Source organism: Pseudomonas sp. LBUM1661 (genome assembly GCF_059695925.1).
In genome coordinates this window covers 4679490-4704557 of sequence record NZ_CP166794.1, presented here as the reverse complement: position 1 = coordinate 4704557, position 25068 = coordinate 4679490, and the positions used below count along the sequence as shown (strand labels likewise).

At 59.6% G+C, this 25068-nt stretch carries 29 protein-coding genes; 14 read left to right on the top strand and 15 right to left on the bottom strand.

Features of this window, described 5'->3' with window-relative positions; all coding sequences use genetic code 11:
- Positions 1 to 21 precede the first annotated feature (21 nt).
- The gene (locus ACA057_RS21600; RefSeq protein ID WP_497342155.1) at positions 22 to 570 is read left to right on the top strand and encodes a DUF4174 domain-containing protein; all 549 of its coding nucleotides are present in this window, start codon (positions 22 to 24) and stop codon (positions 568 to 570) included.
- A 75-nt stretch (positions 571 to 645) separates the two neighbouring features.
- On the opposite strand, the gene ampC is transcribed toward ACA057_RS21600, so the two are convergent.
- The 3 genes from ampC to ACA057_RS21585 all read right to left on the bottom strand — a co-directional run bounded on the left by ampC (position 646) and on the right by ACA057_RS21585 (position 4718).
- Complete coding sequence (ampC, locus tag ACA057_RS21595; protein ID WP_497349974.1) at positions 646 to 1767, bottom strand: class C beta-lactamase; 1122 nt, start codon at positions 1765 to 1767, stop codon at positions 646 to 648.
- Positions 1768 to 2003: 236 nt separating this feature from the next.
- Positions 2004 to 3347 carry a glucarate dehydratase gene (gene gudD, locus ACA057_RS21590; protein ID WP_497342153.1) on the bottom strand — a complete coding sequence of 448 codons (1344 nt, stop codon included), beginning with the start codon at positions 3345 to 3347 and terminating at the stop codon, positions 2004 to 2006.
- Between the two features lie 24 nt (positions 3348 to 3371).
- Positions 3372 to 4718: an MFS transporter gene (locus ACA057_RS21585; RefSeq protein ID WP_497342151.1), complete on the bottom strand. Its 1347-nt coding sequence runs from the start codon at positions 4716 to 4718 to the stop codon at positions 3372 to 3374.
- A 281-nt stretch (positions 4719 to 4999) separates the two neighbouring features.
- Here ACA057_RS21585 and ACA057_RS21580 point away from each other — a divergent pair, with 281 nt between their 5' ends.
- Positions 5000 to 5713, top strand: coding sequence for a FadR/GntR family transcriptional regulator (locus ACA057_RS21580; protein WP_497342149.1), 714 nt, complete (start codon positions 5000 to 5002; stop codon positions 5711 to 5713).
- 92 nt (positions 5714 to 5805) lie between these two features.
- Positions 5806 to 6036 (top strand): hypothetical protein, encoded by a 231-nt coding sequence (locus ACA057_RS21575; protein WP_059406509.1) that lies wholly within the window; start codon positions 5806 to 5808, stop codon positions 6034 to 6036.
- A gap of 96 nt (positions 6037 to 6132) precedes the next feature.
- On the opposite strand, the gene ACA057_RS21570 is transcribed toward ACA057_RS21575, so the two are convergent.
- On the bottom strand, positions 6133 to 7041 hold the full coding sequence (locus ACA057_RS21570; protein WP_497342147.1) for a DMT family transporter: 909 nt from the start codon (positions 7039 to 7041) through the stop codon (positions 6133 to 6135).
- A 96-nt stretch (positions 7042 to 7137) separates the two neighbouring features.
- Here ACA057_RS21570 and ACA057_RS21565 point away from each other — a divergent pair, with 96 nt between their 5' ends.
- The gene (locus ACA057_RS21565; protein WP_401362862.1) at positions 7138 to 8001 is read left to right on the top strand and encodes a LysR family transcriptional regulator; all 864 of its coding nucleotides are present in this window, start codon (positions 7138 to 7140) and stop codon (positions 7999 to 8001) included.
- 122 nt (positions 8002 to 8123) lie between these two features.
- Here the strand turns inward: ACA057_RS21565 and trhP are convergent, their stop codons facing one another.
- Positions 8124 to 9461: a prephenate-dependent tRNA uridine(34) hydroxylase TrhP gene (gene trhP / locus ACA057_RS21560; RefSeq protein WP_497342144.1), complete on the bottom strand. Its 1338-nt coding sequence runs from the start codon at positions 9459 to 9461 to the stop codon at positions 8124 to 8126.
- A 162-nt stretch (positions 9462 to 9623) separates the two neighbouring features.
- Here trhP and ACA057_RS21555 point away from each other — a divergent pair, with 162 nt between their 5' ends.
- The gene (locus ACA057_RS21555) at positions 9624 to 10694 is read left to right on the top strand and encodes an AI-2E family transporter (protein WP_497342142.1); all 1071 of its coding nucleotides are present in this window, start codon (positions 9624 to 9626) and stop codon (positions 10692 to 10694) included.
- Here the strand turns inward: ACA057_RS21555 and ACA057_RS21550 are convergent.
- From ACA057_RS21550 to ACA057_RS21540, 3 genes are all read right to left on the bottom strand, one after another.
- Positions 10691 to 10873, bottom strand: a complete 183-nt coding sequence (locus tag ACA057_RS21550) for a hypothetical protein (protein WP_401362868.1) — start codon at positions 10871 to 10873, stop codon at positions 10691 to 10693. The genes ACA057_RS21555 and ACA057_RS21550 overlap by 4 nt on opposite strands.
- 111 nt (positions 10874 to 10984) lie before the next feature.
- Positions 10985 to 11179, bottom strand: coding sequence for a hypothetical protein (locus tag ACA057_RS21545; protein ID WP_003179723.1), 195 nt, complete (start codon positions 11177 to 11179; stop codon positions 10985 to 10987).
- A 236-nt stretch (positions 11180 to 11415) separates the two neighbouring features.
- Complete coding sequence (locus tag ACA057_RS21540) at positions 11416 to 11790, bottom strand: hypothetical protein (protein WP_497342140.1); 375 nt, start codon at positions 11788 to 11790, stop codon at positions 11416 to 11418.
- 245 nt (positions 11791 to 12035) lie between these two features.
- On the opposite strand from ACA057_RS21540, the gene ACA057_RS21535 reads away from it, so the two are divergent.
- Together ACA057_RS21535 and ACA057_RS21530 are read left to right on the top strand one after the other, a co-directional pair.
- The gene (locus tag ACA057_RS21535; RefSeq protein WP_497342138.1) at positions 12036 to 12854 is read left to right on the top strand and encodes a shikimate 5-dehydrogenase; all 819 of its coding nucleotides are present in this window, start codon (positions 12036 to 12038) and stop codon (positions 12852 to 12854) included.
- A gap of 118 nt (positions 12855 to 12972) precedes the next feature.
- Positions 12973 to 13491 (top strand): cupin domain-containing protein, encoded by a 519-nt coding sequence (locus ACA057_RS21530; protein ID WP_497342136.1) that lies wholly within the window; start codon positions 12973 to 12975, stop codon positions 13489 to 13491.
- Positions 13492 to 13618: 127 nt separating this feature from the next.
- Here ACA057_RS21530 and ACA057_RS21525 read toward each other — a convergent pair whose 3' ends face one another.
- From ACA057_RS21525 to moaA, 3 genes are all read right to left on the bottom strand, one after another.
- Positions 13619 to 14266 carry a YceH family protein gene (locus tag ACA057_RS21525; RefSeq protein ID WP_497342134.1) on the bottom strand — a complete coding sequence of 216 codons (648 nt, stop codon included), beginning with the start codon at positions 14264 to 14266 and terminating at the stop codon, positions 13619 to 13621.
- Positions 14267 to 14598: 332 nt separating this feature from the next.
- A complete protein-coding gene (locus tag ACA057_RS21520; RefSeq protein ID WP_497342132.1) occupies positions 14599 to 15498 on the bottom strand; it encodes a bestrophin family protein in 900 nt (299 codons plus the stop codon).
- Between the two features lie 4 nt (positions 15499 to 15502).
- Entirely contained in the window at positions 15503 to 16501 is a 999-nt protein-coding gene (moaA, locus tag ACA057_RS21515) for a GTP 3',8-cyclase MoaA (protein ID WP_497342130.1), read from the bottom strand.
- A gap of 227 nt (positions 16502 to 16728) precedes the next feature.
- Between moaA and ACA057_RS21510 the strand changes: the two genes are divergently transcribed.
- Positions 16729 to 17238 (top strand): DUF1993 domain-containing protein, encoded by a 510-nt coding sequence (locus tag ACA057_RS21510; protein ID WP_401362975.1) that lies wholly within the window; start codon positions 16729 to 16731, stop codon positions 17236 to 17238.
- Positions 17239 to 17442: 204 nt separating this feature from the next.
- On the opposite strand, the gene sstT is transcribed toward ACA057_RS21510, so the two are convergent.
- Positions 17443 to 18675, bottom strand: a complete 1233-nt coding sequence (gene sstT / locus ACA057_RS21505; RefSeq protein ID WP_497342128.1) for a serine/threonine transporter SstT — start codon at positions 18673 to 18675, stop codon at positions 17443 to 17445.
- Positions 18676 to 18957: 282 nt separating this feature from the next.
- On the opposite strand from sstT, the gene ACA057_RS21500 reads away from it, so the two are divergent.
- Positions 18958 to 20112: an MFS transporter gene (locus ACA057_RS21500; RefSeq protein WP_497342126.1), complete on the top strand. Its 1155-nt coding sequence runs from the start codon at positions 18958 to 18960 to the stop codon at positions 20110 to 20112.
- Between the two features lie 4 nt (positions 20113 to 20116).
- Here the strand turns inward: ACA057_RS21500 and nhaR are convergent, their stop codons facing one another.
- Positions 20117 to 21016 carry a transcriptional activator NhaR gene (nhaR, locus tag ACA057_RS21495; RefSeq protein WP_497342124.1) on the bottom strand — a complete coding sequence of 300 codons (900 nt, stop codon included), beginning with the start codon at positions 21014 to 21016 and terminating at the stop codon, positions 20117 to 20119.
- Positions 21017 to 21151: 135 nt separating this feature from the next.
- On the opposite strand from nhaR, the gene ACA057_RS21490 reads away from it, so the two are divergent.
- Together ACA057_RS21490 and ACA057_RS21485 are read left to right on the top strand one after the other, a co-directional pair.
- Positions 21152 to 21394 (top strand): hypothetical protein, encoded by a 243-nt coding sequence (locus ACA057_RS21490; protein ID WP_059406525.1) that lies wholly within the window; start codon positions 21152 to 21154, stop codon positions 21392 to 21394.
- A gap of 29 nt (positions 21395 to 21423) precedes the next feature.
- Entirely contained in the window at positions 21424 to 22173 is a 750-nt protein-coding gene (locus ACA057_RS21485; RefSeq protein WP_497342122.1) for a TerC family protein, read from the top strand.
- 76 nt (positions 22174 to 22249) lie between these two features.
- Here ACA057_RS21485 and ACA057_RS21480 read toward each other — a convergent pair whose 3' ends face one another.
- On the bottom strand, positions 22250 to 22420 hold the full coding sequence (locus ACA057_RS21480) for a hypothetical protein (protein WP_401362901.1): 171 nt from the start codon (positions 22418 to 22420) through the stop codon (positions 22250 to 22252).
- A gap of 167 nt (positions 22421 to 22587) precedes the next feature.
- On the opposite strand from ACA057_RS21480, the gene ACA057_RS21475 reads away from it, so the two are divergent.
- The 3 genes from ACA057_RS21475 (at position 22588) to ACA057_RS21465 (ending at position 23847) form a co-directional block, all read left to right on the top strand.
- Entirely contained in the window at positions 22588 to 23316 is a 729-nt protein-coding gene (locus tag ACA057_RS21475) for a C39 family peptidase (protein WP_497342119.1), read from the top strand.
- 92 nt (positions 23317 to 23408) lie between these two features.
- Entirely contained in the window at positions 23409 to 23615 is a 207-nt protein-coding gene (locus ACA057_RS21470) for a DUF6021 family protein (protein WP_059406528.1), read from the top strand.
- A 16-nt stretch (positions 23616 to 23631) separates the two neighbouring features.
- Positions 23632 to 23847 (top strand): hypothetical protein, encoded by a 216-nt coding sequence (locus tag ACA057_RS21465; protein WP_497342117.1) that lies wholly within the window; start codon positions 23632 to 23634, stop codon positions 23845 to 23847.
- 72 nt (positions 23848 to 23919) lie between these two features.
- On the opposite strand, the gene pbpG is transcribed toward ACA057_RS21465, so the two are convergent.
- The gene (pbpG, locus tag ACA057_RS21460) at positions 23920 to 24858 is read right to left on the bottom strand and encodes a D-alanyl-D-alanine endopeptidase (protein WP_497342115.1); all 939 of its coding nucleotides are present in this window, start codon (positions 24856 to 24858) and stop codon (positions 23920 to 23922) included.
- Between the last annotated feature and the right edge of the window lie 210 nt (positions 24859 to 25068).

Below are 25068 nucleotides of genomic sequence, written 5' to 3'. Positions count from 1 at the left end.
GGATATCAAAAGGAGATGCGCATGCTCATCAGGTCATTGACCCTGGCTACCCTGCTGGCTGTCGCCGGCCCCTTGTTCGCCGCCGATGGCGACTCACCGCTGGACATGGACAAGGGCAGGGCCCGGCCGTTGATCGTCATCGCGCCGAGCACGGTTGATCCAACGTGGGTCAGCCTGAAAAAGTCGCTGGATGAGCCGGCCAACCGCAAGGGTTTCACTGATCGGAACATGGTGCTGTACACGGTGCTCAATTTGATGGGACAGCGCGAAGGCAAAGACCTCGGGCCACAAGACACGGCGGCGTTGATCCGCTCGCTCAAGTTGGGGGCCGGGGCGAAGAGCAAGGTGATTCTGGTTGGCAAGGACGGGGAGAAAAAGCTTGAAGAGTCGGGGGCGGTCGAGCTGAAGGCGATTTTCGATGCCGTCGACCAACTGCCCGCGTCCGAGAAGGAAGCCACGGTGCCGACGCCGGCCCCGGTCGCGGAAGTTGCGCCGGCCAAAGGCGCCAAGGGCACAAAACCCGCCAAACCGACGAAACCCACCAAACCGCCAGAAATGCCGGATGATTGAATAGGCGCAGCTGCCGATGCCGTACATTCGCCGAACGCAGCCTCGCAGGCTCGACAGCTGCTACAAGGGGCTGAGTTATTCTGGGTGGGTCAAGGCGTTCAATACCGTGTGAGCGATTTTGACTCGGTCCGGGATCGGGTAGTTTTTGTTGGCCAAAATCACGATGCCGATACCCTTCGAGGGTACGTACGCGATGTAAGCACCGAAGCCACCCGTCGAGCCGGTTTTGTTGATCAGCACGTTTTCCGGTTGCGCTCGAGGCGGGTTCAGCCACTGGACTGCGTGTGCTTCCATGGCCATTGGCGTCGAGTTGCCGGCGAGCCATTTATCGAGGCTGATCGGATAGTTGTAAAGCTCCCAACCCAGGCCCTGAGTCATGTCGCCGACCGTGTAATAGCCGGTGTGAGTCGTGGCGATGGCTTGCTGCAGAGGTTTTTCCAGGCTCTCGGGTTTCATGTTCGCCTCAACATACCGGATCAGGTCCGCTGCGCTGGTCTTCACGCCATACGCCTCTGAGTCCAGCGCTCCCGGCGTGACACGCACCGGTTGGTCCTGCTTGTCGTAGCCCTGAGCGTACAGCCCCATCTGATCCTGCGGCACCTTGAGGTAGGTGTGCTTCAACCCGAGTTTCGGCAACAGGGTGTTTGCCATCACGTCATCAAACGGAGCGCCCAGGGTGTGCGCCGCGAGGTAACCGAACAATCCAATGCTTGGGTTCGAATACAGCCGATGGCTGCCAGCGGCATAGGTCGGTTTCCACTGTTTGAAATAGCCGAGCATCTTGTCCGGTGCGTCGGCTTCGCTGGGGAATTGCAGGGGCAGGCCGCCGGCGCTGTAGGTGCCGAGTTGCAACACGCTGATGGTGTCGAACGCGCTGCCACGCAATTCAGGAAGAATATGGCTGGCTTTGTCCGACAGGGAAATTTTGCCGCTGGCCTGGGCGTAGGCGGCGAGGGTGGCGGTGAAGGTTTTGCTCACCGAGCCGATCTCGAACAGGGTGTTTTCAGTAACGGCGTTGCCGTTTTCTTTCGAGGCCACACCGTAGTTGAAGTAATGCGGCTTACCGTTGACGGTCACGGCCACGGCGATACCGGGAACGGCCTGGGCTTGCATGACCGGTCGTACGGCGGCATTCACCACCGTCTCGATGTTATCCAGCGCAAAACACGGGCCTGTGGCGAACAAGGCTAAACCCATCGCCAGGATTTTTGGGCTGGCAACGCCGGTAAGGGTTTTCATCGATTTGTGAGAGTTCATTGCGCTGACCACTGATTTCAGAGCGGTTATTAAAACCCGGCCGCGATGATCAGGCCAAATTTCTGTGGGAGCGAGCTTGCTCGCGAAGACGGCGGCACATCCTGCATCGATGTGACTGAGAGACCGCTTTCGCGAGCAAGCTCGGCTCCTACAGGGTTGCGGTGTTTTTCAGAGCGCTAGCGCACCAGGCATGGCCGCTTGTTATCGAACGTCCACCCGGGAATCAAAAACTGCATCGCCACGCTGTCATCCCGCGCACCCAATCCCATGCCTTTGTACAGTTCATGGGCCTTGGCCAGTTGATCCATGTCCAGTTCCACCCCCAGCCCGGGTTTCTTCGGCACCTGTACGCAGCCGCCGACGATTTGCAGTGGCGCCTTGGTCAGGCGCTGGCCGTCCTGCCAGATCCAGTGCGTGTCGATGGCGGTGATTTCACCCGGCGCGGCGGCCGCGACGTGGGTGAACATCGCCAGGGAAATGTCGAAGTGGTTGTTGGAATGCGAGCCCCAGGTCAGGCCCCACTCGTGGCACATCTGCGCCACGCGGACCGAGCCTTGCATCGTCCAGAAGTGCGGGTCGGCCAGCGGAATATCCACTGATTGCAACTGGATCGCGTGGCCCATTTCCCGCCAGTCGGTGGCGATCATGTTGGTCGCGGTTTTCAGGCCCGTGGCACGGCGGAACTCGGCCATGACTTCGCGGCCCGAGTAACCGTTTTCCGCACCGCACGGGTCTTCGGCGTAGGCCAGCACTTGATGCTGATCGCGGCACAAACGGATGGCTTCTTTCAGCGACCAGGCGCCATTCGGATCGAGGGTGATGCGCGCATCAGGAAAGCGTTCGGCCAGGGCGGTGACGGCTTCGATTTCTTCGTCGCCACTGAGCACTCCGCCCTTGAGTTTGAAGTCCTTGAAGCCGTAACGGGCGTGCGCGGCGACCGCCAGGCGCACCACCGCGTCGGCGGTCATGGCTTTCTCGTGACGCACGCGGAACCAGTCGTTGTCGGCGTCGGGTTCGCTGCGGTAAGCCAGGTCGGTTTCGTTGCGATCGCCGACGTAAAACAGGTAGCCCAGCATCTTCACTTCATCGCGCTGCTGGCCCTCGCCGAGCAGTGCCGCCACGGGCACGTCCAGGTGTTGACCGAGCAGATCAAGCAGCGCCGCTTCCAGGCCGGTGACAGCGTGAATGGTGATGCGCAGGTCGAACGTCTGCAGGCCACGGCCGCCAGCATCACGGTCGGCGAAGGTCTGGCGCACCTGATTGAGAATCTTCTGATACGTGCCAATCGGGCTGCCGACCACCAGGTTGCGTGCGTCTTCCAGCGTCTGGCGAATGCGCTCGCCACCCGGTACTTCGCCGACACCGGTGTGCCCGGCGTTGTCCTTGAGGATCACGATGTTGCGGGTAAAAAACGGTCCGTGGGCGCCGCTCAGGTTGAGCAACATGCCATCGTGCCCAGCCACTGGAACGACTTGCATGCTGGTGATGATCGGGGCTTTAGCGGCTTCTTGTGGGTTCATGTTCTTGTCCTTTTAAAGCAATGTTCAGGCGTGATTGGGCGCTGGTTGGTCCAGTGCAACGGCAGGTGCGGATTTCGGTGTATTGCGAGCGGCGAAGACGATGATCGCGGCAATGATCGAGGTGGCGGCCAAGCCATACAGCCCGCCCTGAATCGAACCGGTGTGTTCTTCCAGCAGGCCGAAGGTGGTCGGCGCGACGAAACCGCCGAGGTTGCCCACCGAGTTGATCAAGGCGATCACGCCAGCGGCGATGCGCGCATCCAGGTACGCCTGGGGAATCGGCCAGAACAGCGACGACGCCGATTTGAAACCCAGTGCCGCGAAGCAGATCGCCACGAAGGCGAAGATCGGCCCGCCGGTGGTGGACATGAACATGCCGGCGGCAGCGATCAGCAGGGCAGCGGCGACCCAGGCTTGCTGATGTTTCCATTTGGCCGACAGCGAAGCGAAGGCGTACATGCCGACGATCGACAGCAGCCACGGGATCGAGTTGAACAGCCCGACCTGAATGTCGCTGAGGTCGCCCATCTTTTTGATGATGCTCGGCAGCCAGAAGGTCGCGGCATAGATGGTCAGCTGGATAAAGAAGTAGATCAGGCAGAACAGGATGATCTGGCGATCCTTGAGCAGCTTGCTCAAGGACGGTTTGATCGGCGTCGCGGCTTCACGGGCCAGTTGTTCGTCGTCGATGGCCTTGACCAGCGCGTCCTGCTCTTCGCGGCTCAGCCACTTGGCGTCGTGGGGTTTGGAGTCGAGCCAGAACCAGACAAATACGCACAGCCCGACCGAGAACATGCCCTCGATGAAGTACATCCATTGCCAGCCGTGCAAGCCAAAGCCGCTGATTTGCAGGAGCAAGCCGGACAACGGGCCGGAAATCAGTGAGGCAATCGCCGAGCCACTGAGGAAAATCGCAATCGCCTTGCCGCGCTCAACGCCGGGCAACCAGCGGGTGAAGTAATAAATCACTCCGGGAAAGAACCCGGCTTCCGCCACGCCCAGCAGGAATCGCAGGATATAGAAGTGGGTTTCGTTCTGGATGAAGGCCATGCCGGCGGCCACCAGGCCCCAGGTCAGCATGATGCGGGTCAGCCAGATTCGTGCGCCGACTTTTTGCAGGAGGATGTTGGAGGGGACTTCGAACAGCGCGTAACCGATAAAGAACAAACCGGCACCGAGGCCATACGCGGCAGCACCAATGCCCAGGTCATGTTCCATGTGGGCGCGGACGAAGCCGATATTCACGCGGTCGATGTAGTTGACGATGAACATGATGACAAACAGGGGCAGGACATGCCGTTTCACTTTCGAGATGGCGGACGTCAGGACCGAATCGGCGCCGTCGTGCATCCTGGATATGGATGTATTCACTGCGTTATCTCCCACTGATTATTTTTATGCGGGGTGTGTCTGGGTGTTGCTTGTTGCTAGACATCATACAACTAGGTTTTTTCGCCCCGCAAGCGGTTCTGCTCAATAAAATAGAGCTTTATTGACGCGGCGTGACTCATTTTGCGGTTGCATGCAGCGGCCGTTGCGGCGTTTGTTGCAGTAAATGTTGAGTGTTGTCATACAAGTTTGAGCGGGTTTTCGGGAGATTCCAACGGATCGCAGTGCTACGATCCCGTTAGCCCTGCTTTTGGATGATCACCATGCAAGAAGACCTCGACGCGCCTGCGCGCAAGCGCACCCACAACCTGGCCCATGACCTGGTCGCCAAACTGACCCAGAGCATCCTGCTCGGGCAGATGTCGCCGGGCGACAAGCTGCCGTCGGAGAACTCGATCGTTCAGGAACACGGGGTCAGTCGCACCGTGGTGCGCGAGGCGATCTCGAAGTTGCAGGCCTCAGGGCTGGTGGAAACCCGCCACGGCATCGGCACGTTTGTGATTGAACGGGCACCGGAGCAGGGCCTGCGACTGAACGTGGATACCGCGCTGGGGGTGCGCAGCATTCTGGAGTTGCGCATGGGCCTCGAAACCCAGGCTGCGGCGCTGGCGGCCATCCGCCGCACTGACCAGCAACTGGTGCAGATGCGCGAAGCGCTTGATGATTATCAAAGCCTGCTGGCCAACAACGACAGCTGCGTCGAGGCCGACAAACGCTTCCACCTGCTGATCGCCGAAGCCACTGGCAATGTGTGCTTCACCGAGATCATGCAGCAACTGGGCAACGCCATGATCCCGCGCACCCGGGTCAACGCGGCGGAACGAGGATCGGCGGATTTGAGCAAGCTCGGGCAGCTTGCCAACCTTGAACACGAGGCGATTCTCAACGCCATCAAACGCCAGGATGCCGATGCGGCGCGGGCCGCCATGTGGCTGCACCTGAGTAATAGTCGCGACCGTTTTTCGGCGGATCGCTGACAACCGTTGGTCTTCTCGATAGCACCCCGATTGCGGGGCCGTTTCCAACGAGTACGGCCCAGATTTGCTGGACCTCATCAGTGAGGTGCGTCATGGCTAACGATTCAATGTTCCAGGGTGGAACGTCCAACATCGACCCCACCAGACCGATCCCCGGTACGGAAGAGGTGCCTGCGGACAACGATATGCCGCCCGGCCGGGATCCTTCGCTGGACCCGGCCAGCGCAGACTCCGATCCCCCTGAAGACTGGATGGACCCGGGAGCGAAAGAGGACGTGCCTCCGGCGGATGAACCGACACCGCTGTCCGATGACAGGCGATAAACAAAACCCGGCCAATGTGCCGGGCAGGTCAACCGCGTCATCGTTCATCGCGGGCTTGCCCGCGATGGCGTCCGACGCATCAACACAGTTCACAGATCAGACGCTAGCCGCCTTAACCACCCCCCGCGGCTCCAGATTCAACGCCAACACACTCACCAACACTACCAGCCCACCCACGACAATCATCAACGTCGGCCGCTCACCCAACGCAAAAGACGCAATCGCCATGGCCATCGGTGGCACCAGATACAAGGTCATCGTCGCGCGGCTCAGGTCCACATGAGCCAACACATACGCCCAGGCCAGATACGCCAAGGCACTGGGAAACACGCCTAGCGAAACCACCGCCAACTGCACATGACCCGGCGCACGGATCACCTGATCCACCAGGCCAGGCAGGTAAATCAGCAGCAGCGCCGTCCCGGTCCACACCGTGTAGCAGACCAGCGTCAGCCCGTCGTAGCGCCGGGCATGATGCTTTTGCAGCGCAAAGTAAAAACTCCAGGACAACGCCGCCAGCAAAATCAACAAGCCGTGCGCGTCAATGCTCCCCAGGCCGTGATCGCCAGCCACCACGATGACCACGCCGATCAATCCGAGCAATACACAACCCCAACGCCATAGGCTCACCCGGTCCTTGAACACGAAGCGCGCCAGCAGCGTGCTGAACAGCGGGGTGGTTTGTGCCAACACACTGGAGGCTCCGGCGCTGACACCTTGCTGGCCGAAATTGATCGCCACGTGGTGCAGGCTCACCGCAAAAAAACCGAGGGCGAACATCAGCGGCAGGTCGCGAAGCGTAGGCAGGTGGATACCTCGGAACACAGCGACCACGGCCATGAACACCGAGGCCAGCAGAAACCGCAGCAGTGCAAGGTGAACAGGGTCGTAGGCCTGCAAGCCGATGTGGATGCCGGTCGGGGAATAACCCCAGCAGGCGACGACAAACGCCATGGCCAGGATAATTTTGACCGGAGAATGAGAGGCGGCAGTGAGCGCTTGCATGGTCGGGCACCTGAGGGGATAGGCACCGAGTATCAGAATTCAGACCGTTCGCTACAACTGACTTATACTGCGTCAACTGTTCACTTTAGGTGATGTATGGAACTGGCTCAGTTACGCATGTTCAAGACCGTCGCCGACGTTGGCAGCATCGCCCGGGCGGCCGAGCTGTTGCATTGCGTGCCATCGAACATCACGGCACGGATCAAGTCCCTGGAGGCGGAGTTGGGTGTCGCGCTGTTTCTGCGCGAGGGTCGCGGGTTGCGCATCAGCCCGTCGGGGCAGACCTTTCTGGTGTACGCCTCAAGGATTCTCGCCCTGACGGCGGAAGCGAAACGCGCGGTGGACCCGTCGGCCGAGCCGTCCGGGCCGTTGCGCATCGGCGCCATCGAATCGTCCGCGACCGGTCGCTTGCCGCGCTTGCTGGCGAAATTCCACAAGCGTTTCCCGGCGGTTGCGCTGGAGCTGACCACTGGCACCTGGGGGCAATTGCTCGATGACACGGTCAATCACCGGCTCGACGGCGCGATCGTCGCGGTGGATGTCGAGCGCTCGCAACTCAAGCGCACGCCGATGTACCGCGAGGAGTTGCTGCTGATTGCTTCGACGTCGATGGGGCCGGTGCGCGATATCGCCGATTTGCAGGACAAGACCGTGTTCATGTGGCCCCAGGGTTGTCCTTATCGGGCGGCGCTGGAGCATTGGCTGTTGCGCCAGGGGCAAGCGCTGCCGATTGTCAGCCTGGCCAGTTACGGGGCGATTGTCGGGTGTGTCAGCGCTGGCGCCGGCGTGGCGTTGGTGCCCAAAGGCGTCTTCGATCAATACGCCAAGGGCGCCGGTTGCGTGGGGTATGAATTCCCCGAGCTGACGGCCATCGACAACCTGTTTTACTGGCATGAAAACGCCGGGGTGCACCCGGCGCGAGAAGCGTTTGTGGCGATGTTGCGCGAGGAGTTTGCTTGACCTGATACCTGTGGGAGCGGGCTTGCTCGCGATGACGGTGTGTCAGCCCGCATGGATGTTGAATGTGAAGGCCTCATCGCGAGCAGGCTCGCTCCCACAGGGGGGATGTGTGTGCTTGATGATCAGGTCATGCTCACATCCCGCATCAGCAGGCCGAAACCCAATTCCACCGCATCCGGAATCGGCAAATACACCGTGTGCCCATCCCCCGGCGCCACGTCGATCGGCTCGCCTTTGATGTTCTGCAGCTGGTGCAAATCGAAGTGAAAGTTGCCCTTGGGCGTCATCAGTTCCATGTGGTCGCCCAGGGCAAAACGATTCTTCACTTTGACTTCAGCCAAGCGATCACGCCGCTCGCCGGTCAGCTCACCGACAAACTGTTGTCGCTCCGACACCGAGCTGCCGTGCTGATAATTCTGGTATTCGTCATGCACGTGCCGACGTAAGAAACCTTCGGTGTAGCCGCGTTGTGCGAGGGATTCCAGATCGGTCATCAGGCTGCGGTCGAAGTCGCGACCGGCCACGGCGTCGTCAATCGCCCGGCGATACACCTGAGTGGTCCGCGCGCAATAAAAATGCGATTTGGTCCGGCCTTCGATTTTCAATGAGTGCACGCCCATTTGCGTCAGGCGCTCGACATGCTGCACGGCGCGCAGGTCCTTGGCGTTCATGATGTAGGTGCCGTGCTCGTCCTCGAAGGCCGGCATCAGTTCGTCAGGTCGATTGGCTTCCTGCAACAGGAACACCTGATCGGTCGGTGCGCCGATGCCCAGCGTGGGTTCGGGCTGGAAGGTCTGCACGATCTCGCCGAGCTGATTTTCCGTGGCCTGCTGCGCCGAGTACTTCCAGCGACAGGCGTTGGTGCAACTGCCCTGATTGGCGTCGCGCTTGTTCAGGTAGCCCGAGAGCAGGCAGCGTCCGGAGTAGGCCATGCACAGCGCGCCGTGGACGAAAACCTCCAGCTCCATGGCCGGGACGTGCTGGCGGATTTCGCCGATTTCCTCCAGGGACAGTTCCCGCGACAGGATGATCCGGCTCAAGCCTTGTTGCTGCCAGAACTCGACACTCGCCCAATTCACCGTATTGGCCTGCACCGACAAATGAATCGGCGTCTGCGGGTAATGCCGGCGCACGAGCATGATCAGCCCTGGGTCGGACATGATCAGCGCGTCCGGCGCCATGGCGATGACCGGCTCCAGATCCTTGAGGAAGGTCTTGAGCTTGGCGTTGTGCGGGGCGATGTTCACCACCACGTAAAAACGCTTGCCCTGGGCCTGGGCCTCGCGAATGCCAAGCGCGAGGTGGGCGTGGTCGAATTCGTTGTTGCGCACCCGCAGGCTGTAGCGCGGCTGGCCGGCGTATACCGCATCGGCGCCATAGGCGAAGGCGTATCGCATGTTTTTCAGGGTGCCGGCGGGGGCGAGCAGCTCTGGGGTTGAGAGGGGCGTGGCAAAGGTCATGGCGGTGTCGATCGCAAAAGCCGCCGAGAGTAAGCGCCTTGCCTCCGGGGTTCATTGATCTGGATCTATGCTTGATGAACAAACGGATGGCACTCGCGCGAACCGTGGCGGACTAAGCATCAGGACGCGCCATAGCGTCTGGCGGACTGACATGGATCGGACATGAACGAAGAGACAGAAAAGACAGTACAAAACAAATCGCTGGTGATTTTGCTGGGGCTGGTCACCGCCGCTTTCATCTGGATTTTGCTGCCGTTCTACGGTGCGGTGTTCTGGGCGGTGATCCTCGGCATCCTCTTCGCGCCCCTGCAGCGTCGGATGCAATTGAAGTTCGGCTGGCAACGCAACCTGACGTCACTGCTGACCCTGAGCATCTGTCTGGTCATCGCCATTTTGCCGGTGATCATCCTCAGTATTCTGCTGGTTCAAGAGGGAACCACGCTGTACAAAAGCATCGAAAGCGGCGAGCTGGATATCGCGGGGTATGTCGCGCATTTCAAGCACAGCCTGCCGCCGTATTTTCAGCACATGCTCGACCGGGCCGGGGTTGGCGAGCTGGACGGGCTGCGGGAGAAAATCATCAAGAGTGCGGTGACGGGCAATGAATTCATCGCCAACAAAGCCTTCAGTTTCGGCCAGGGCACGTTCGATTTCGTGGTGGGGTTCTTCATCATGCTCTACTTGCTGTTCTTCTTTTTACGCGACGGCGCCGAGTTGGCGCGCAAGGTCCGCGCTGCCGTGCCGCTGGAGGAGCACCAGAAACGCCGTTTGCAACTCAAGTTCAATCGGGTGGTGCGGGCCACGGTGAAGGGCAACCTGCTGGTGGCGATCACGCAAGGTGCGTTGGGCGGTTTGATTTTCTGGTTTCTGGACATCCCCAGCGCGTTGCTCTGGGCGGTGTTGATGGCGTTTCTGTCGCTGTTGCCAGCGGTGGGGGCGGGGATTGTCTGGGCGCCGGTGGCGGCGTTTTTCCTGTTCACCGGGGCGATCTGGCAGGGCGTGGTGCTGGGGTTGTTCGGGGTGTTTGTAATCGGCTTGGTGGATAACGTGCTGCGCCCGATTTTGGTGGGCAAGGATACGAAGATGCCGGACTACCTGATCCTCATCTCGACCCTGGGCGGCCTGGCGATCTTCGGCCTTAATGGCTTTGTGATCGGGCCGCTGATTGCCGCGCTGTTCATGTCGAGCTGGGCGATCTTCATCGAAACCAAGCCACGGGTTCAGCTGCCTTAGGCGCTGAGCTGGCCCTGGCCGACTTTTTGCGACAACGCCTGGGCGGCCGGCAACGAGGTGAGCGGACCGCTGATCGGTTCGCCGTCCTGCACCAGGTACCAACAGGCGAGCAATCCTAGCTCTCTGAGCGGTGCGGGAACGGCGCTGCCGATAACGGACATGATCTGAACCTGGGACATAAGTACCTCCATCAATCTATGGAGACACCTTACGGACCCGGCGCTGGAACGGACAATCAACGCTTTCGATAGTCGTCATTGACGCCAGCGGTACAAACGACCGGCTGTCGGTCAGTCGACCACCAGATCCAGCATATGGACCACTTCCTGCTCGTTGAGCAAGCCTTTGCGCACCAGGTTTTCCGCCAGCAACGAGAGAAACTTGGCGCTGCGATGGCCTTCCAGGTGCTTGAGTTCGGTCAGGGCGTTGTACACCTTGCTGGAAGTGCACAAGCCGACAATGCGGTGCGGGTTTTGCGTGGGCATAAGGTCGTCCTTGTTATTATCAACCTGTTGTTTACGGACAGATCCAAGCTTGCGGACCTGCCATGACATAAATATGACCGTTTTCCCCAAAGCGGGGGAAGAGTGCTCGAGTCAATCTTGCCAACTTAAACCGCCGAGACTGTCCCGACAGCGACCTTGACGCGATTTTTTCAGACCTGCGCCGACGAGCGGCCACAAAAAAGGCCCCGCTGTTAAGGCGGGGCCTGATGAATCTGTTACCAGCGGCCATAACCACGGGGAGGGCCGTAGTAGCCGCGGGGAGGGCCGTAGTAACCACGTGGCGGGCCGTAATAAACCGGTGGCGGCGCGTAGTAGACCGGTTGTTGCACGTAGACCGGGGCCGGCTGGTAGTAAACCGGTGGCGGTTGTTGCACGTAAACCGGTTGCGGCTGGACATAAACCGGTTGCTGTACATACACCGGCCGGTTGCTGTTGATAAGGGCCGAACCGACGATGGCCGTACCGACAATCGCGCCAAATACCGCCGGTCCTTCCCAACCGTGACCGCCGTGGCCACCGCCAGCTTCTGCCTGACTAGCGACAGCGAGCACACCGATCAGCAAGGCTACTGTGGGGATTTTACGGATCATGATAATTCCTCGGTTCTTCGACCCGGCGCTTGCGTCTGCAATAGACCCAAGGATTGTCGCGGGGATACATCTAAGACAGCGTTTTTTTGAAAATCAGCACAGCCGTTGGGTAAATTTTGTGTAAGGTCTGTACCGGCTTCCTTACCGACCTGCGATGCAGCGCGCAGGCAGGTTTTTATGATCGATCAGAACACGATGGCCTGGCTAATCCCGTCCATCCGAAAGTGCAATTGAAGGAGATTCACATGCAGATGAACCCCAACAAAGACACCCAGTTGTGCATGTCCCTCTCGGGGCGCCCCGGGAACTTTGGCCTGCGTTTTCACAATCATCTGTACGAGCAACTGGGCCTGAACTTCTACTACAAAGCCTTCAGTAGCCAGGACCTGCCGGGCGCAGTCGGCGGCATTCGCGCGTTGGGGATTCGGGGTTGCGGCGTGTCGATGCCGTTCAAGGAGGCCTGCATTGCGTTGGTCGATGAGTTGGACGCATCAGCGGCGGCCATTCAATCGATCAACACTATCGTCAATACCCAGGGCCATTTGAAGGCGTACAACACAGATTACATCGCCATTGCCCAGTTGCTTGCCAAGCACCAGGTGCCCAAGGAATCGGCCTTCGCCCTGCGCGGCAGCGGCGGCATGGCCAACGCGGTGGCCAGTGCGTTGCGCGACGGTGGTTACAAAAACGGCGTGATCGTCGCCCGCAATGAACAAGCGGGTCGTGCGTTGGCAAAATCGTTGGGCTATGAATGGCAAGCCGACTTGGGCGCTCGGCGCCCGCAGATGCTGATCAACGTCACGCCGATCGGCATGACCGGCGGGCCGGAAGCCGATCAACTGGCATTCGACGCTGAAACCATTGCAGCGGCGGAAACGGTGTTCGATGTGGTGGCGATCCCCTCGGAAACGCCGCTGATCGTGCGCGGTCGTGCCGAGGGCAAGCGAGTGATCACCGGGCTGGAAGTGATCGCGATCCAGGCGCTGGAGCAGTTTGTGCTTTACACCGGCGTGCGGCCGACGGATGAGCAGTTTCAGCAAGCGGTAGCGTTCGCCCGGAGCTGATTTCTTCAATTAATTGTTGGCTGTACTGGCCTCTTCGCGAGCAACTCGGTCTTTAAGAGGAATCACCACCTCGGCCTATACTGCTCGCCAGTTCGTCAAACCGTGACCGAGGTTTCCCATGCATCCCGCCATCCTCAACCTGAATCAGGTCGAACTAGAGCCACTGCCCGAAGCGCTTGCCCCCACCGGTGACACCGCTGGCCGCTATCAACAACGCCTGGCCCGTATCGGCCAGCAATTGGGCGCGCAGAAGCTCGGCTATCGCTTGTATGTCCTGGAACCGGGCATGCGCGGCAGTCCGTTCCATAGCCATCGGGTCAACGAGGAGATGTTCTACATCGTGGCCGGGGAAGGGGAGATTCGCTTGGGGGCCGAGCGTTTTCCGATTCGTGCGGGGGATGTGATTGCCTGCCCACCGGGCGGACCGGAAGCCGCGCACCAGATCATCAATACCAGCAACGGCGAGTTGCGCTACCTGGCGGTCAGCACCCAGCAATCGCCGGAGATTTGTGAGTACCCGGATTCCGGCAAGTACGCGGTGATGGACAACTTCCAGGTCGACGCCGAGGGCAATGCCACGGGCTTCGTCGCCGTCGCTCGACAGGCCGATGGCGTTGATTACTGGGACGGCGAGTAACCCCACCACCAATCCACTGTGGGAGCGAGCCTGCTCGCGAATGCGGCGTATCTGTCAACGATGATTTCAACTGACAAACCGCATTCGCGAGCAGGCTCGCTCCCACATTTATTTTGCGGCGTCTGGTTTATTCGAGGCGTGCCAGGCGTTCTTCCAGCGCTGCAATCCGCGCCTCCAGCTCTTCGATTCGCTCGACCGAAACGCCGCTACTGCCACCGCGTTCCGCCGGATTCTGCCGTGCCGCGAGGATCACTTCGATGTCCGCCGGATCGCCCAACGCATGCATGTAACGGTCTTCACGCTGGCCGGCCTGGCGCGGGATCAGCAGCGCGAGGCCGCGAGCAATCAGCCGTTCCAGTTGATGCACCACCTGTTCGGCATCTTCGAAGTCATGCATGCGGCCGCTGCGGGTCAGCAGTTCATTGACCGTTTGCGGACCGCGCAGGAACAGCAGTCCCGCCAGAATGACCTGCGCCGGCACCAGTTCCAGTGCCTTGTCGACCTTGTGCTCCCAGCGATCAGCACGGCTGCCCATCACCAGTTTGGTAAAGCCGCGCCCTTCAAGGGCGCGCAGGCTCTGGCCGACTTGACCCTGGGTAAGGTTCATCACCGGTTCGCGGCTGGTCTTCTGGTTGCAGGCCAGCACCAGCGCGTTGAGCGTCAGCGGATAGGTTTCCGGGCTGGTGGCCTGTTTCTCGATCAGCGAACCGAGGATGCGGATTTCCGTGCTGTTGAGTCGCGGCTCGTCGAAGGTCGTCTCTTGCTCGGTACTCATAGGTTCTGGACCCTTACCAACAGTAGGTTCATGGGCGCTGTGTCCAGCGCTGTCAAAAGTGCTCGCACCCGATGAGTTTGCCTGTACTGCCTGTCAACCACAAAGGGCGGTGTGCGGGTTCTGGGCAGAGATTAGCTGAAGCGCCGCCGTGCCAGGCAGACTTCCTGTGTAATCAGTCAATCCGGCATTGATGTTGACTGACACGCCGCCATCGCGAGCAGGCTCGCTCCCACCGTTTGATCTTCGGCGAGCAAGAAATATGTAGTCGCAACAAATCCGCTGTAGGAGCGAGGCTTGCCCGCGAAGAGGCCAGCCGGTCCAACTCAGGCCCTTCAACTCAACACATAATCCACCGGCTCCAGCTGCGGTGGCAGTTGCGTCACGCCCAGCGCGGCGAGGACGTCCCGTTCGATGGTGCGCACCAGTGCATCGGTGGGCAGGTCGTTTTCATCGCGGCCGAACGGGTCTTCCAGTTCATCGCCAATCGCATCCAGGCCGAAAAACGTGTAGCTGACAATCGCCGTGAAAATCGGTGTCAGCCAGCCCAGCGGTTCGGCCATCGCGAAGGGCAGCAAGATGCAGAACAAGTAGGTCGTCCGGTGCAGCAACAAGGTGTAGGGGAAGGGCAGCGGCGTGTGTTTGATTCGCTCGCACACAGCCTGCGCCTGGGTCAGGCGGGTCAGGTGATTGGCCATCAGCGTGTAGCGCCATTCACTGATGGCCCCGGATTCGCTGAGCGCCGAACACTGTTGGCCGACCTGCATCAAAATGCGCCCACTGATGTCAGTCGTGGTGCCCGTGGGTACCGGATTGAGCCAGTCACCACTGGCCATCAGTTCACTTTCCGAGCGCAGCTTTGCATTCAGCGCATGGGCGAAGCCGCAGAGGTTACTGAGTATTTTGTGCCGCTCGCTGGCGTCCTTGATGACCTGGGTTTCGCGGATCATCGAACGGGTCTCCACGATCATGTCGCCCCACGCCTTGCGCGCTTCATACCAGCGGTCATAACAGGCGTTGTTGCGAAAGCTCATGAAGATCGACAACGACAAGCCCAGCAGGGTGAACGGCGTAGCGCTGACCTTGGAGAAATAACTGGGGTGCAATGTCTCGACCAACACGATGGCCGAAGCCAGCAACGTCACCATCAGGGCGCGCATGGCAATGCGTTTGGCGATCGACCCCTTGAGGGAAGTCAGCACGCCGATCAGGTTGGGCTTGGGTCTCACGATCATGGTTTCAGCCGCCCGTCATGTTCATGAAGCGAACCACCTGAACGTCATCGTTCACTTCGAAATTGTGCCGATAAGGCTTGAGCTGCATCGCCTCGATGATGGCTTCTTCCAGGCGTTCGGGCTGGCCGGGATGACCGCGCAATACCGCCTTCAGGTCAACGGAATGCTCGTTGCCCAGGCACAGCAGGAGCCGACCTTCCACGGTCAGCCGCACCCGATTGCAGGTGCCGCAAAAGTTGTGGCTGTGAGGCGAAATGAACCCTAGGCGTATCTGCGGCGCCTCGGCCAGGCGCCAGTAGCGCGAAGGGCCCTGTGTCGACTCGGCGGAGTCAATCAAAGTGTAACGCTCGGCAATCCGTTCACGGACCTGGGCGCTGGAATAAAACGACTCCGCGCGGCTGTGTTCATCGATGGTGCCCAAGGGCATTTCTTCGATGAATGAAATGTCGAGCTGGCGGTCGATGGCGAAGCTCACCAGGTCGTTGATGTCATGATCGTTGCGGCCCTTCATCACCACGCAGTTGAGCTTGGTGTTGCGAAAGCCGGCCTTGATGGCCGCATCAATCCCTTTGATCACCTGCGCCAGATCGCCGGTGCGGGTCAGCTCGCGAAAGCGTTGCGGGTCCAGACAATCGAGGCTGATGTTTAGGCGCTTGACCCCGGCCTCGAACAGCGGCTCTGCCAGTTTGGCCAACTGCGAGCCGTTGGTGGTCATGCACAGTTCGCGCAGGCCGGGCAGGGCAGCGATCTTTTCGCAGAGCTGCACCACCCCCGAACGAATCAGCGGCTCGCCCCCGGTCAGGCGGATCTTGCGGGTGCCCAGCGCCACGAAGCGTTCGGCCAGTTGATAGATTTCTTCCAGTGACAGGACCCGCTGGCGCGGCAGAAACTGCATGTCTTCAGCCATGCAATACACGCAACGGAAATCACAGCGATCGGTAACCGACATCCGCAGATAGTCCACACGCCGGGCGAACCCATCGATCAAGATTCGCTCAGACATGACTACCTCGCTTGGATCATTAATCCGCTGTTAACGCAATTGTTGAGCGCAGGCTAAGTACAACGTGATAGATCGTCCAATCACTATTAATGACCGGGTGATCGACCGGCTCTATGAGGGATCGAACCGGCGAAGGCCAGCGGCCGGATAAAAGACCGGTCGCAGGAGGGACACGCATGGCTATAATCGACGCCGACGTTTTCCTCCTGTCACCACATGAGACTGCCATGACCATTTCCCTGTACGCCGCTTCCGTTCCGGTTTTCCAACAAATGCTCAACGCCCTGAGCGATGTGCTGAACAAGGCCGAAGCCCACGCCACCGCCAAGAACATCGACCCGAACGCCTTCCTGCAAGCCCGTCTGTACCCGGACATGTTCCCGCTGGTGCGTCAGGTGCAGATCGCCGTTGATTTCGCCAAGGGCGTTTCTTCGCGTCTGGCCGAGATCGAAGTGCCGAAGTACGACGACACCGAAACCACCTTCGCCGAGCTGCAAGCGTTGATTACCAAAGTGCTGGCCTACATCGGCGAGATCAAACCTGAACAGATCGACGGCAAGGAAGGCATCGAAATCGTCACGCGTCCAGGCACGCCGAAAGAGAAGCGTTTCAGCGGCCAGGCTTACCTGCTGAGCTACGGTCTGCCGCAATTCTTCTTCCACGTCACCACCACCTACGCACTGCTGCGTCACAACGGTGTGGAAGTGGGCAAGCGCGATTACATGGGCGCGTTCTAAACCGCCCAGGTACAAAAAAGCCCGCCAAGGTGTAAGCCTTGGCGGGCTTTTTCGTTTTGTTTTTTGTAGGAGCCAGGCTTGCCGGCTGTGGGAGCTGCCTGCCAGGGATGCGGCCACCTCGATGTGTCTTAAGACCGAGGTGATGCCATCGCTGGCAGGCCAGCTCCCACAGCCAGCAAGCCTGGCGCCTGCAGGGACGGTGTTTTAAGCCATACGGTGGGCTTTCTCTTCTTCACCCAGGCACGCCGCTGCGGTAAACAACACGTCAGTAGACGAGTTCAGCGCCGTCTCCGCCGAATCCTGCAACACCCCAATAATGAAACCCACTGCCACCACCTGCATGGCGATTTCGCTCGGGATGCCGAACAGGCTGCACGCCAGCGGAATTAGTAACAACGAGCCACCGGCCACGCCCGAGGCGCCACAGGCGCAGATCGCCGCCACAACGCTGAGCAGAATGGCCGTCGGAATGTCCACGGCAATGCCCAAGGTATGCACAGCCGCCAACGTCAGCACGGTAATGGTGATCGCCGCGCCGGCCATGTTGATGGTCGCTCCCAGCGGAATCGATACTGAGTAAGTGTCTTCGTGCAGGCCCAGACGTTTGCTCAGTTCCAGGTTGACCGGAATATTCGCCGCCGAACTGCGGGTGAAAAACGCCGTGATGCCGCTTTCCCGCAGGCACATGATCACCAGCGGATACGGGTTGCGACGAAGCTTCCAGAACACGATCACCGGGTTCATCACCAGCGCCACGAACAGCATGCAGCCCAGCAGCACGGCCAGCAGATGCATGTAGCCGAGCAACGCACCGAAACCGGAGCTGGCGAGGGTCGACGCCACCAGGCCGAAAATCCCCAGCGGCGCAAACCGGATCACCAGGCGCACGATCAAGGTCACACCGTTGGACAGGTCGCCGAGCACTTCGCGGGTGGTGTCACCGGCATGACGAATCGCAACGCCCATGCCGATGGCCCAGGCCAGGATGCCAATGAAGTTGGCGTTCATCAGCGCACTGACCGGGTTGTCGACCACGCTGAGCACCAGGCTTTGCAGCACTTCGCCGATACCGCCGGGCGCCGTAACGGCAACGTCGTGAGTGGCCAGCACCAGGCTCGACGGGAACATCATGCTGGCCACCACCGCGACCACCGCAGCGGCAAAAGTCCCCAGCAGGTACAAAAACAGAATCGGCCGGATGTGGGTTTCCTGGCCGTGCTTATGGTTGGCGATCGACGCCATCACCAACACAAATACCAGGATCGGCGCGACCGCTTTAAGCGCGGCGACGAACACCTTGCCGATAAAGGCAGTGGATTTCGCCACTTCCGGCGCGAACTGGGCCAAGGCAATCCCGGCGATCAGGCCGATGATGATTTGCGAGACCAGACTCAAGCGTTTCAGGCGGAGCAATAGAGGAGGGGATGAAGCGGTCATAAAAACGGCATCTCTGATTTTTTTTGGGTGCGGGGTATCGCGACATCAATGCCAATGACTGGCCGATGATTAGGGTGTACGAATCGCAGGGCGCGGACTTTATCACAGCCTCGTCTGGATGCTTTAGCCCTGTGACGATCTGCCACCCGCGTGGTCAACGAGATCGGCAGGTTCGTGCAAGCCCATTTGGAAACACTCTGTTAAGCTTGCGCCTCCTCATTTTCCTGTTCTGCCAGTGGGCCTTCCGGCTATCACTGGTGTCGTCGTTTTCTGGAGTTCTGCATGCTGTTGCCCATTCTTCTGTTGTCCGCCGCCGGTTTCACGGTGCTGACCACGGAATTCGTCATCGTCGGCCTGTTGCCGGCCATCGCTCGGGATCTGCAGGTCAGCATCCCGCAAGCGGGCTTGCTGGTGACCTTGTTCGCCTTCACCGTCGCCGCGTTCGGTCCGTTCCTGACGGCGTACTTCGCCCGGTTTGAACGGCGCAAGCTGTTCATCTCGGTGCTCATCATGTTCGGCCTGGCCAACACCCTCGCCGCATTTGCGCCGAACATTTGGGTGATGGCCATCGCCCGATTGATTCCGGCGCTCGGGCTCCCGGTGTTCTGGGCACTGGCCAGCGAGACGGCGGTGGACATCGTCGGGCCGGACTACGCCGGCCGCGCCATCGCCAAGATCGGTTTCGGGATTGTCTGCGCCACGGTGTTCGGCATTCCCGTGGGCACGCTGATTTCCGACGCGTTCGGCTGGCGCAGTGCCTTCGGCATTCTGGCGGTGATCGCGTTTGCCAAGGCGTTGCTGCTGTTTATCTACCTGCCCAAAACCAATCTGCACCAGCATCAGGTGAGCTTCCGTTCGCAGTTCAAGATCCTGCGCAGCCCGCTGATGGTGGGGCATGTGGTGCTGTCGATCCTGGTGTTCAGCGGCATGTTCACCGCTTACACCTACCTGGCGGACATTCTTGAACGCCTGGCCGGGTTCAACGGCACGGTGGTCGGCTGGTGCCTGATGGGCTTCGGCGCGGTCGGTTTGATCGGCAACTCGCTGGGCGGCCGCGCGGTGGACCGTCATCCGCTGATCGCTTCGATGATGTTCTGCGCGTTCATGATCGCCGGGCTGGTGGCGCTGGTGCCGAACATTCATTCGCCGCTCGGTCTGGCGGCGGCGATGGGCATCTGGGGCGTGACTCAGGCGGCGTTGTTCCTGGTCAGCCATGTGCGCTTGATGAAGGCTGCGCCCGAGGCGCCGGCGTTCGCGGCTTCGTTGAACATTGCCGGGGCCAACCTCGGCATCGGCCTGGGCGCCATGATCGGCGGCCGGGTCATTAACGGTGTCGGGCTGCAAGGACTGGGTTTCGCGGCTGCCGCTTTTATCCTGGCCTCGATCCTTCTGGCCATGGCGCTGATGACCATGAAGCCGCGTGAAGTCTGCGCCTGAGGCTTCACATCTCGGTGAACAGCTCGCGTCGGGCACCTTCGGTAATCGCAACAATGCCGGGGTGCTTGACCTTGCGTTCGACTGAAATGGCATAGAACGACTCGGTCACGGCGTCAGTCTGGCCCATCAACTCCACGCCATACTGGCGTTTCACTTCATCGGCAATCACGCTCGGGCCGATGAAAATCCCGCTGCCGGATTGACCGAAAGCCTGCATCAGCGCGCTGTCGTCGAACTCTCCGACTATTTTTGGCTGAATCTGTTGCTCGGCGAACCAGCGCTGCAAGCGACTGCGCACCACGGTTTCCGGCCCGGGAATCAGCAGCGGAGCGCCGTGCAGGCTGCGCGGGAAATCCTGACCATACAGCGCCGCCAGTTCGGCGGTGGCGAAGAAACTGATCCCGCACTCACCGAGCTTTTGGCTATAGCCCTTGATGTCCAGGTGCGATGGCATCGGGCTGTCCGAGATCACCAGGTCGAGGCGCTGGATCGCCAGATCGGCGAGCAAGCGTTCGAGTTTGTCTTCGCGACAGGTGATGCGCAGCGGCTCGCTCAATTCCATGGTCGGTGCGATCAGTCGATAGACGATGGATTTCGGCACTACGTCAGCCACGCCTACGCGAAACAGAATCTGCTGCTCGTTGGGTTGCGCCCGCAGCATCAACTCCAGTTCGCCACCGAGCTGAAACATTTGCTCGGCGTAGGGCAGCGTCTGACGTCCGGCTTCCGTGAGTTCAAGCTGCCGCCCGACCCGGCGAAACAATTCGATGCCATAGGTGTGTTCGAGCAAGGAAATCTGCCCGCTGATGGTCTGGGGCGTCAGGTTCAGCTGCTCGCAGGCGCGCACGATGCTGCCGGTTTTGGCCACGACCCAGAAGTAATGCAGCTGTCGGTAATTAAGCATGGCGACCTACAGTTCGTAAAAGCCGAAGTATAACCGCTAAAAATACGAATTTTCCTGAAGTGTTTGCCTCCCTAGAATGCCTCGCTATCGACGGATCGCCTTTTCGGTCCTGTCTGTTCTATCGAGGAAAGCATCATGAAGCTTAAAACCACGGCGCTGCTATTTACGTCTTTACTGGTATTGGCCGGTTGCGACCAGGCCGAAAAGAGCGCTCAGCAATTGATGGGCAAGGCTGCCGAAACCGCCAAACAAGCCATTGATGACACCCACAAGGCTGCAGAACAAGCGATCAGCGACGCCACCGGCGGGTTGATCAGCAAAAAAGAATCAACGGAAAAAGACGCGGATAAAACCAACTCTTCTTCCCAGGAAATCTAAACCGTCTTACAGCGAGTCAGGACTGACCCATGGAATACCTTTTACAACTTGCCGCCAGCCCCACCGCCTGGGTCGCCCTGGCCACCTTGATCGTCATGGAAATCGTGCTCGGCATCGATAACCTGATCTTCATCTCGATCCTGACCAATAAACTGCCGGAGCAGCATCGGCAGAAGGCGCGACGCATCGGTATCGGCATGGCGCTGATTCTGCGATTGGGCCTGTTGAGCACCATCGCCTTCATCGTTCAGTTGACCGAGCCGGTGATCGAACTTCTCGGCCATGCGTTCTCCTGGAAGGACATGATCCTGATTGCCGGTGGCCTGTTCCTGTTGTGGAAGGCGACCACCGAGATCCATCACAGCATGGACCCTGCGCCGGAAGATCCAAAGTCCGCTACATCGACCGTGACCCTGGGCTTCGCTGCTGCGATCGGTCAGATCCTGATGCTGGACATGGTGTTCTCCATCGACAGCATCATTACCGCTGTCGGCATGACTGAACACTTGCCGATCATGATCATCGCGGTGGTGGTGTCGGTACTGGTGATGTTGCTGGCGGCTGATCCGCTGGCCAAGTTCATCAACGACAACCCGACGGTGGTGATGCTGGCGCTGGGCTTCTTGATCATGATCGGCATGACGCTGATCGCCGAAGGCTTTGGCGCTCACGTACCGAAAGGCTACGTCTACGCTGCCATGGCGTTCTCGGCAACGATCGAGGGCTTGAACATGATGTCGCGACGAGCCAGGCAGAAGCGTGTCGCCACTGAGGCGTAACTTTCGCTAAAAGAAACGGCCGCCTGCGCTCGAAAGAGCCCAGGCGGCCGTTTTTGTTTGAGGGCGAAAACCTCAGTCAGTGTGCGGCTGCATGGCGTGCAGCGGCTTCATCGGGTTTCACCACCGGCGCCGATTGCGCAGGGTGGTGATGGTGCCGACGGGTAATACGCAGGACTCCCCACAACATGGCGGCGGCCACAGCCAGCCAGCCGCCAATCAACATCACAATGGTCATTGTCAGGCTCATCAGCGCCTCCTCTTTGCCCTGCTTCGGGCACACGCTCTTTGCAAATGACAGTCTAGTCGCTGCCATGTTTCAGGCTATTGACCAAAGGTCGGCTGTCACCAATCAGTTCGCTCTATCGAATGCAATCAACTGCCGGTTAAGGCTATACCGCTGCCGCGCGGCGCCCTATGATCGACGGCCAAGCCGGGAGTGCATACGCCTGGCGTCTGAACAAGAGAGTGATGATGGTGCGGGTATTTTCTCGAATTCTATCGGCCGCGCTGCTGGTCGGTTGCGTTGCAAGTCTGGCGGGTTGCGCGGGGAGCGTTGCACCTGAGATCAAGCGTCTGCCGGAGCGGGTCGAACTCAGTGGCCGGTTCTACCGCGGAGTGGCCAATCAGAGCGGCCCGCAAGTGCTGGCCAGCATGTTGTCGCAGCAAGGCGTGGTGATCACGCCGGGCTTGCTCGACAAGCCTTTGCATTTGCCGGGCGCCGAAGCCCAGTTGCAGCAGAACATGCAGAACCTCGCCCGCGAGTACGGCATGGTCGTCTATCCACTCGACAGCAATCTGCCTGCGTTACTGACCCAGGTCGCGGCCGGTTATTCGGTGATGGTGCGTTTCACCGAAGGCTCGGCGTTCTGGGCTGAACCGCGGTACGCCATTCTTGCCGGCTACAACCGTCAGAAGCAGACCGTTTTGCTGCGCGCCGGCATGGATCGCCGGACGCTGATGAGCTTCAGTTCATTTGAATCGGCGTTCAAGGATGCGGGCGGTTGGGCGGTACTGATTCAGCGGCCGACACAGATTCCGGCGCAGGTCGATCAGCAACGCTGGCTCAAGGCTGCGAACGATCTTGCTCAGGCGGGTCAGGAACAGGCCGCCGCCAGGGCGAAAAAAGCCCTCGGCGAGCAATAACTCCGTTCGTCATCTGCCGGGCACCTCCGCCCATTGCGAGCCTCCATATGCATAGCGCCCGGATTCTTCCGGGCCTTTATCAGGAGGCGCCCATGGCACATTCCAATACTCCCTCCGGCCCGCACTCGTCCGAACATTCGTCCGGCGATGACTTGGGGTTCGATCCCGATTCGCCCGACCTCGCCGATCCTCAGGTCGATCCCATCGGACCTGCCAAGGCGCCCAGGGATGTGAAGCCGGGCGACAACAGTAAGGCGCCGGCGAAGCCTTATGATCCACTTGCCGATCTGAAACCTTGAGCTTAGTGAGGTGCGTATGTCGACTGATTCGAGCTTCAATGACAAACGTCCGGACAGTGTTCCCACCACTCCGGAGAAGGACTTGGACCCGGTGATGGATCCGAATGATCCGTTACGGGATCCGTTGGCCAGGCCGGCGGTGGTGACGACGGAACATCCGCTGGGGAGGAGAGACCCGAGTGCTGGAGATGGCATTCCGGATGACGATCAGATGCCGTTGCCGAATGACTGATTCCTCGGCGGGGGCTTGATTGGGGGCTTGGATCAACGTTGGTGCCAGCCCCCAGTCGGTGTCACCGCCTGTTTACTTCGACGCTTCCACCACGCCGCTCTGACGGTGCTTGAGGTTCTTTTCCGATTTGTACTGCAAGGCTACGGAGGGGACATCTGCACTACTGCCGGTTTCCACCCAGCTGCGAATCCGGCTGGCATCGGCAAAGTGGGTGTACTTGCCGAAGGCATCAAGAATGACCAGTGCAACCTGGCGATTACCCATGCTGGTGACCAGCACCAGGCAATGACCGGCTTCGTTGGTAAAACCGGTTTTTGTCAGCTTGATATCCCAATTCGGCTTCCTGACCAGATGGTCGGTATTGCGAAAGCCCAGGCTGTAATTGGGTTTACGGAACGTGACGGTTTTTTCCTTGGTCGTACTCAGCTCGGTCAGCAGCGGGTACTTGTGCGCGGCCACCAGCAGCTTGCTCAGATCTCGGGCGGTCGACACGTTACGCGGAGAAAGACCGGTCGGTTCGACAAAATGGGTGCTGGTCATGCCCAGTGCCTTGGCTTTGGCATTCATCGCTGCGATGAACGCGACATAGCCGCCTGGGTAGTGATGCGCGAGGCTCGCGGCAGCACGGTTTTCCGAGGACATCAACGCAATCAGCAGCATTTCCCTGCGTGGCAATTCGCTCTTGAGTTTGACCCGGGAAAACACCCCTTTCATTTCCGGGGTGTCGCTGATGTTGATGTTGATGTATTCGTCCATGTTCTGCCGGGCTTCAACCACGATCAGGCCGGTCATCAGCTTGCTGACAGACGCGATCGGCACCACCACGTCAGGATTGCTGGCATAAATGATCTTATTGGTCTGCATGTCCATCAGCAATGCACTGCCGGAAGCGATCTTCAGTTGTTTTGTATCTCGCGGCGCCGAGGTGGTTTCGGCAGCGTTGGCAAATGGCGTGATAACAATCCCTGTAAATGCAAAAACTAGGCTCAGGATGGAAAGACGGATTTTCACGCTGGCAGACTCATAAAAAGTGTTGATAAGCCGTTTTGTAACGGGCTGTTTCTCAAAAAGCGCCACATTCTGGAGTATGGCTGAATAACTGTCGATGGTTGTTCAAAGAACAGGGGAAAGTCCTTGGAAACATGAAAAAAAACTCATTTTCCGGCGGATGGTCGATCTTTTTCTGTGGGCAAAAAGAACCCCGCCATTGGCGGGGTTCTT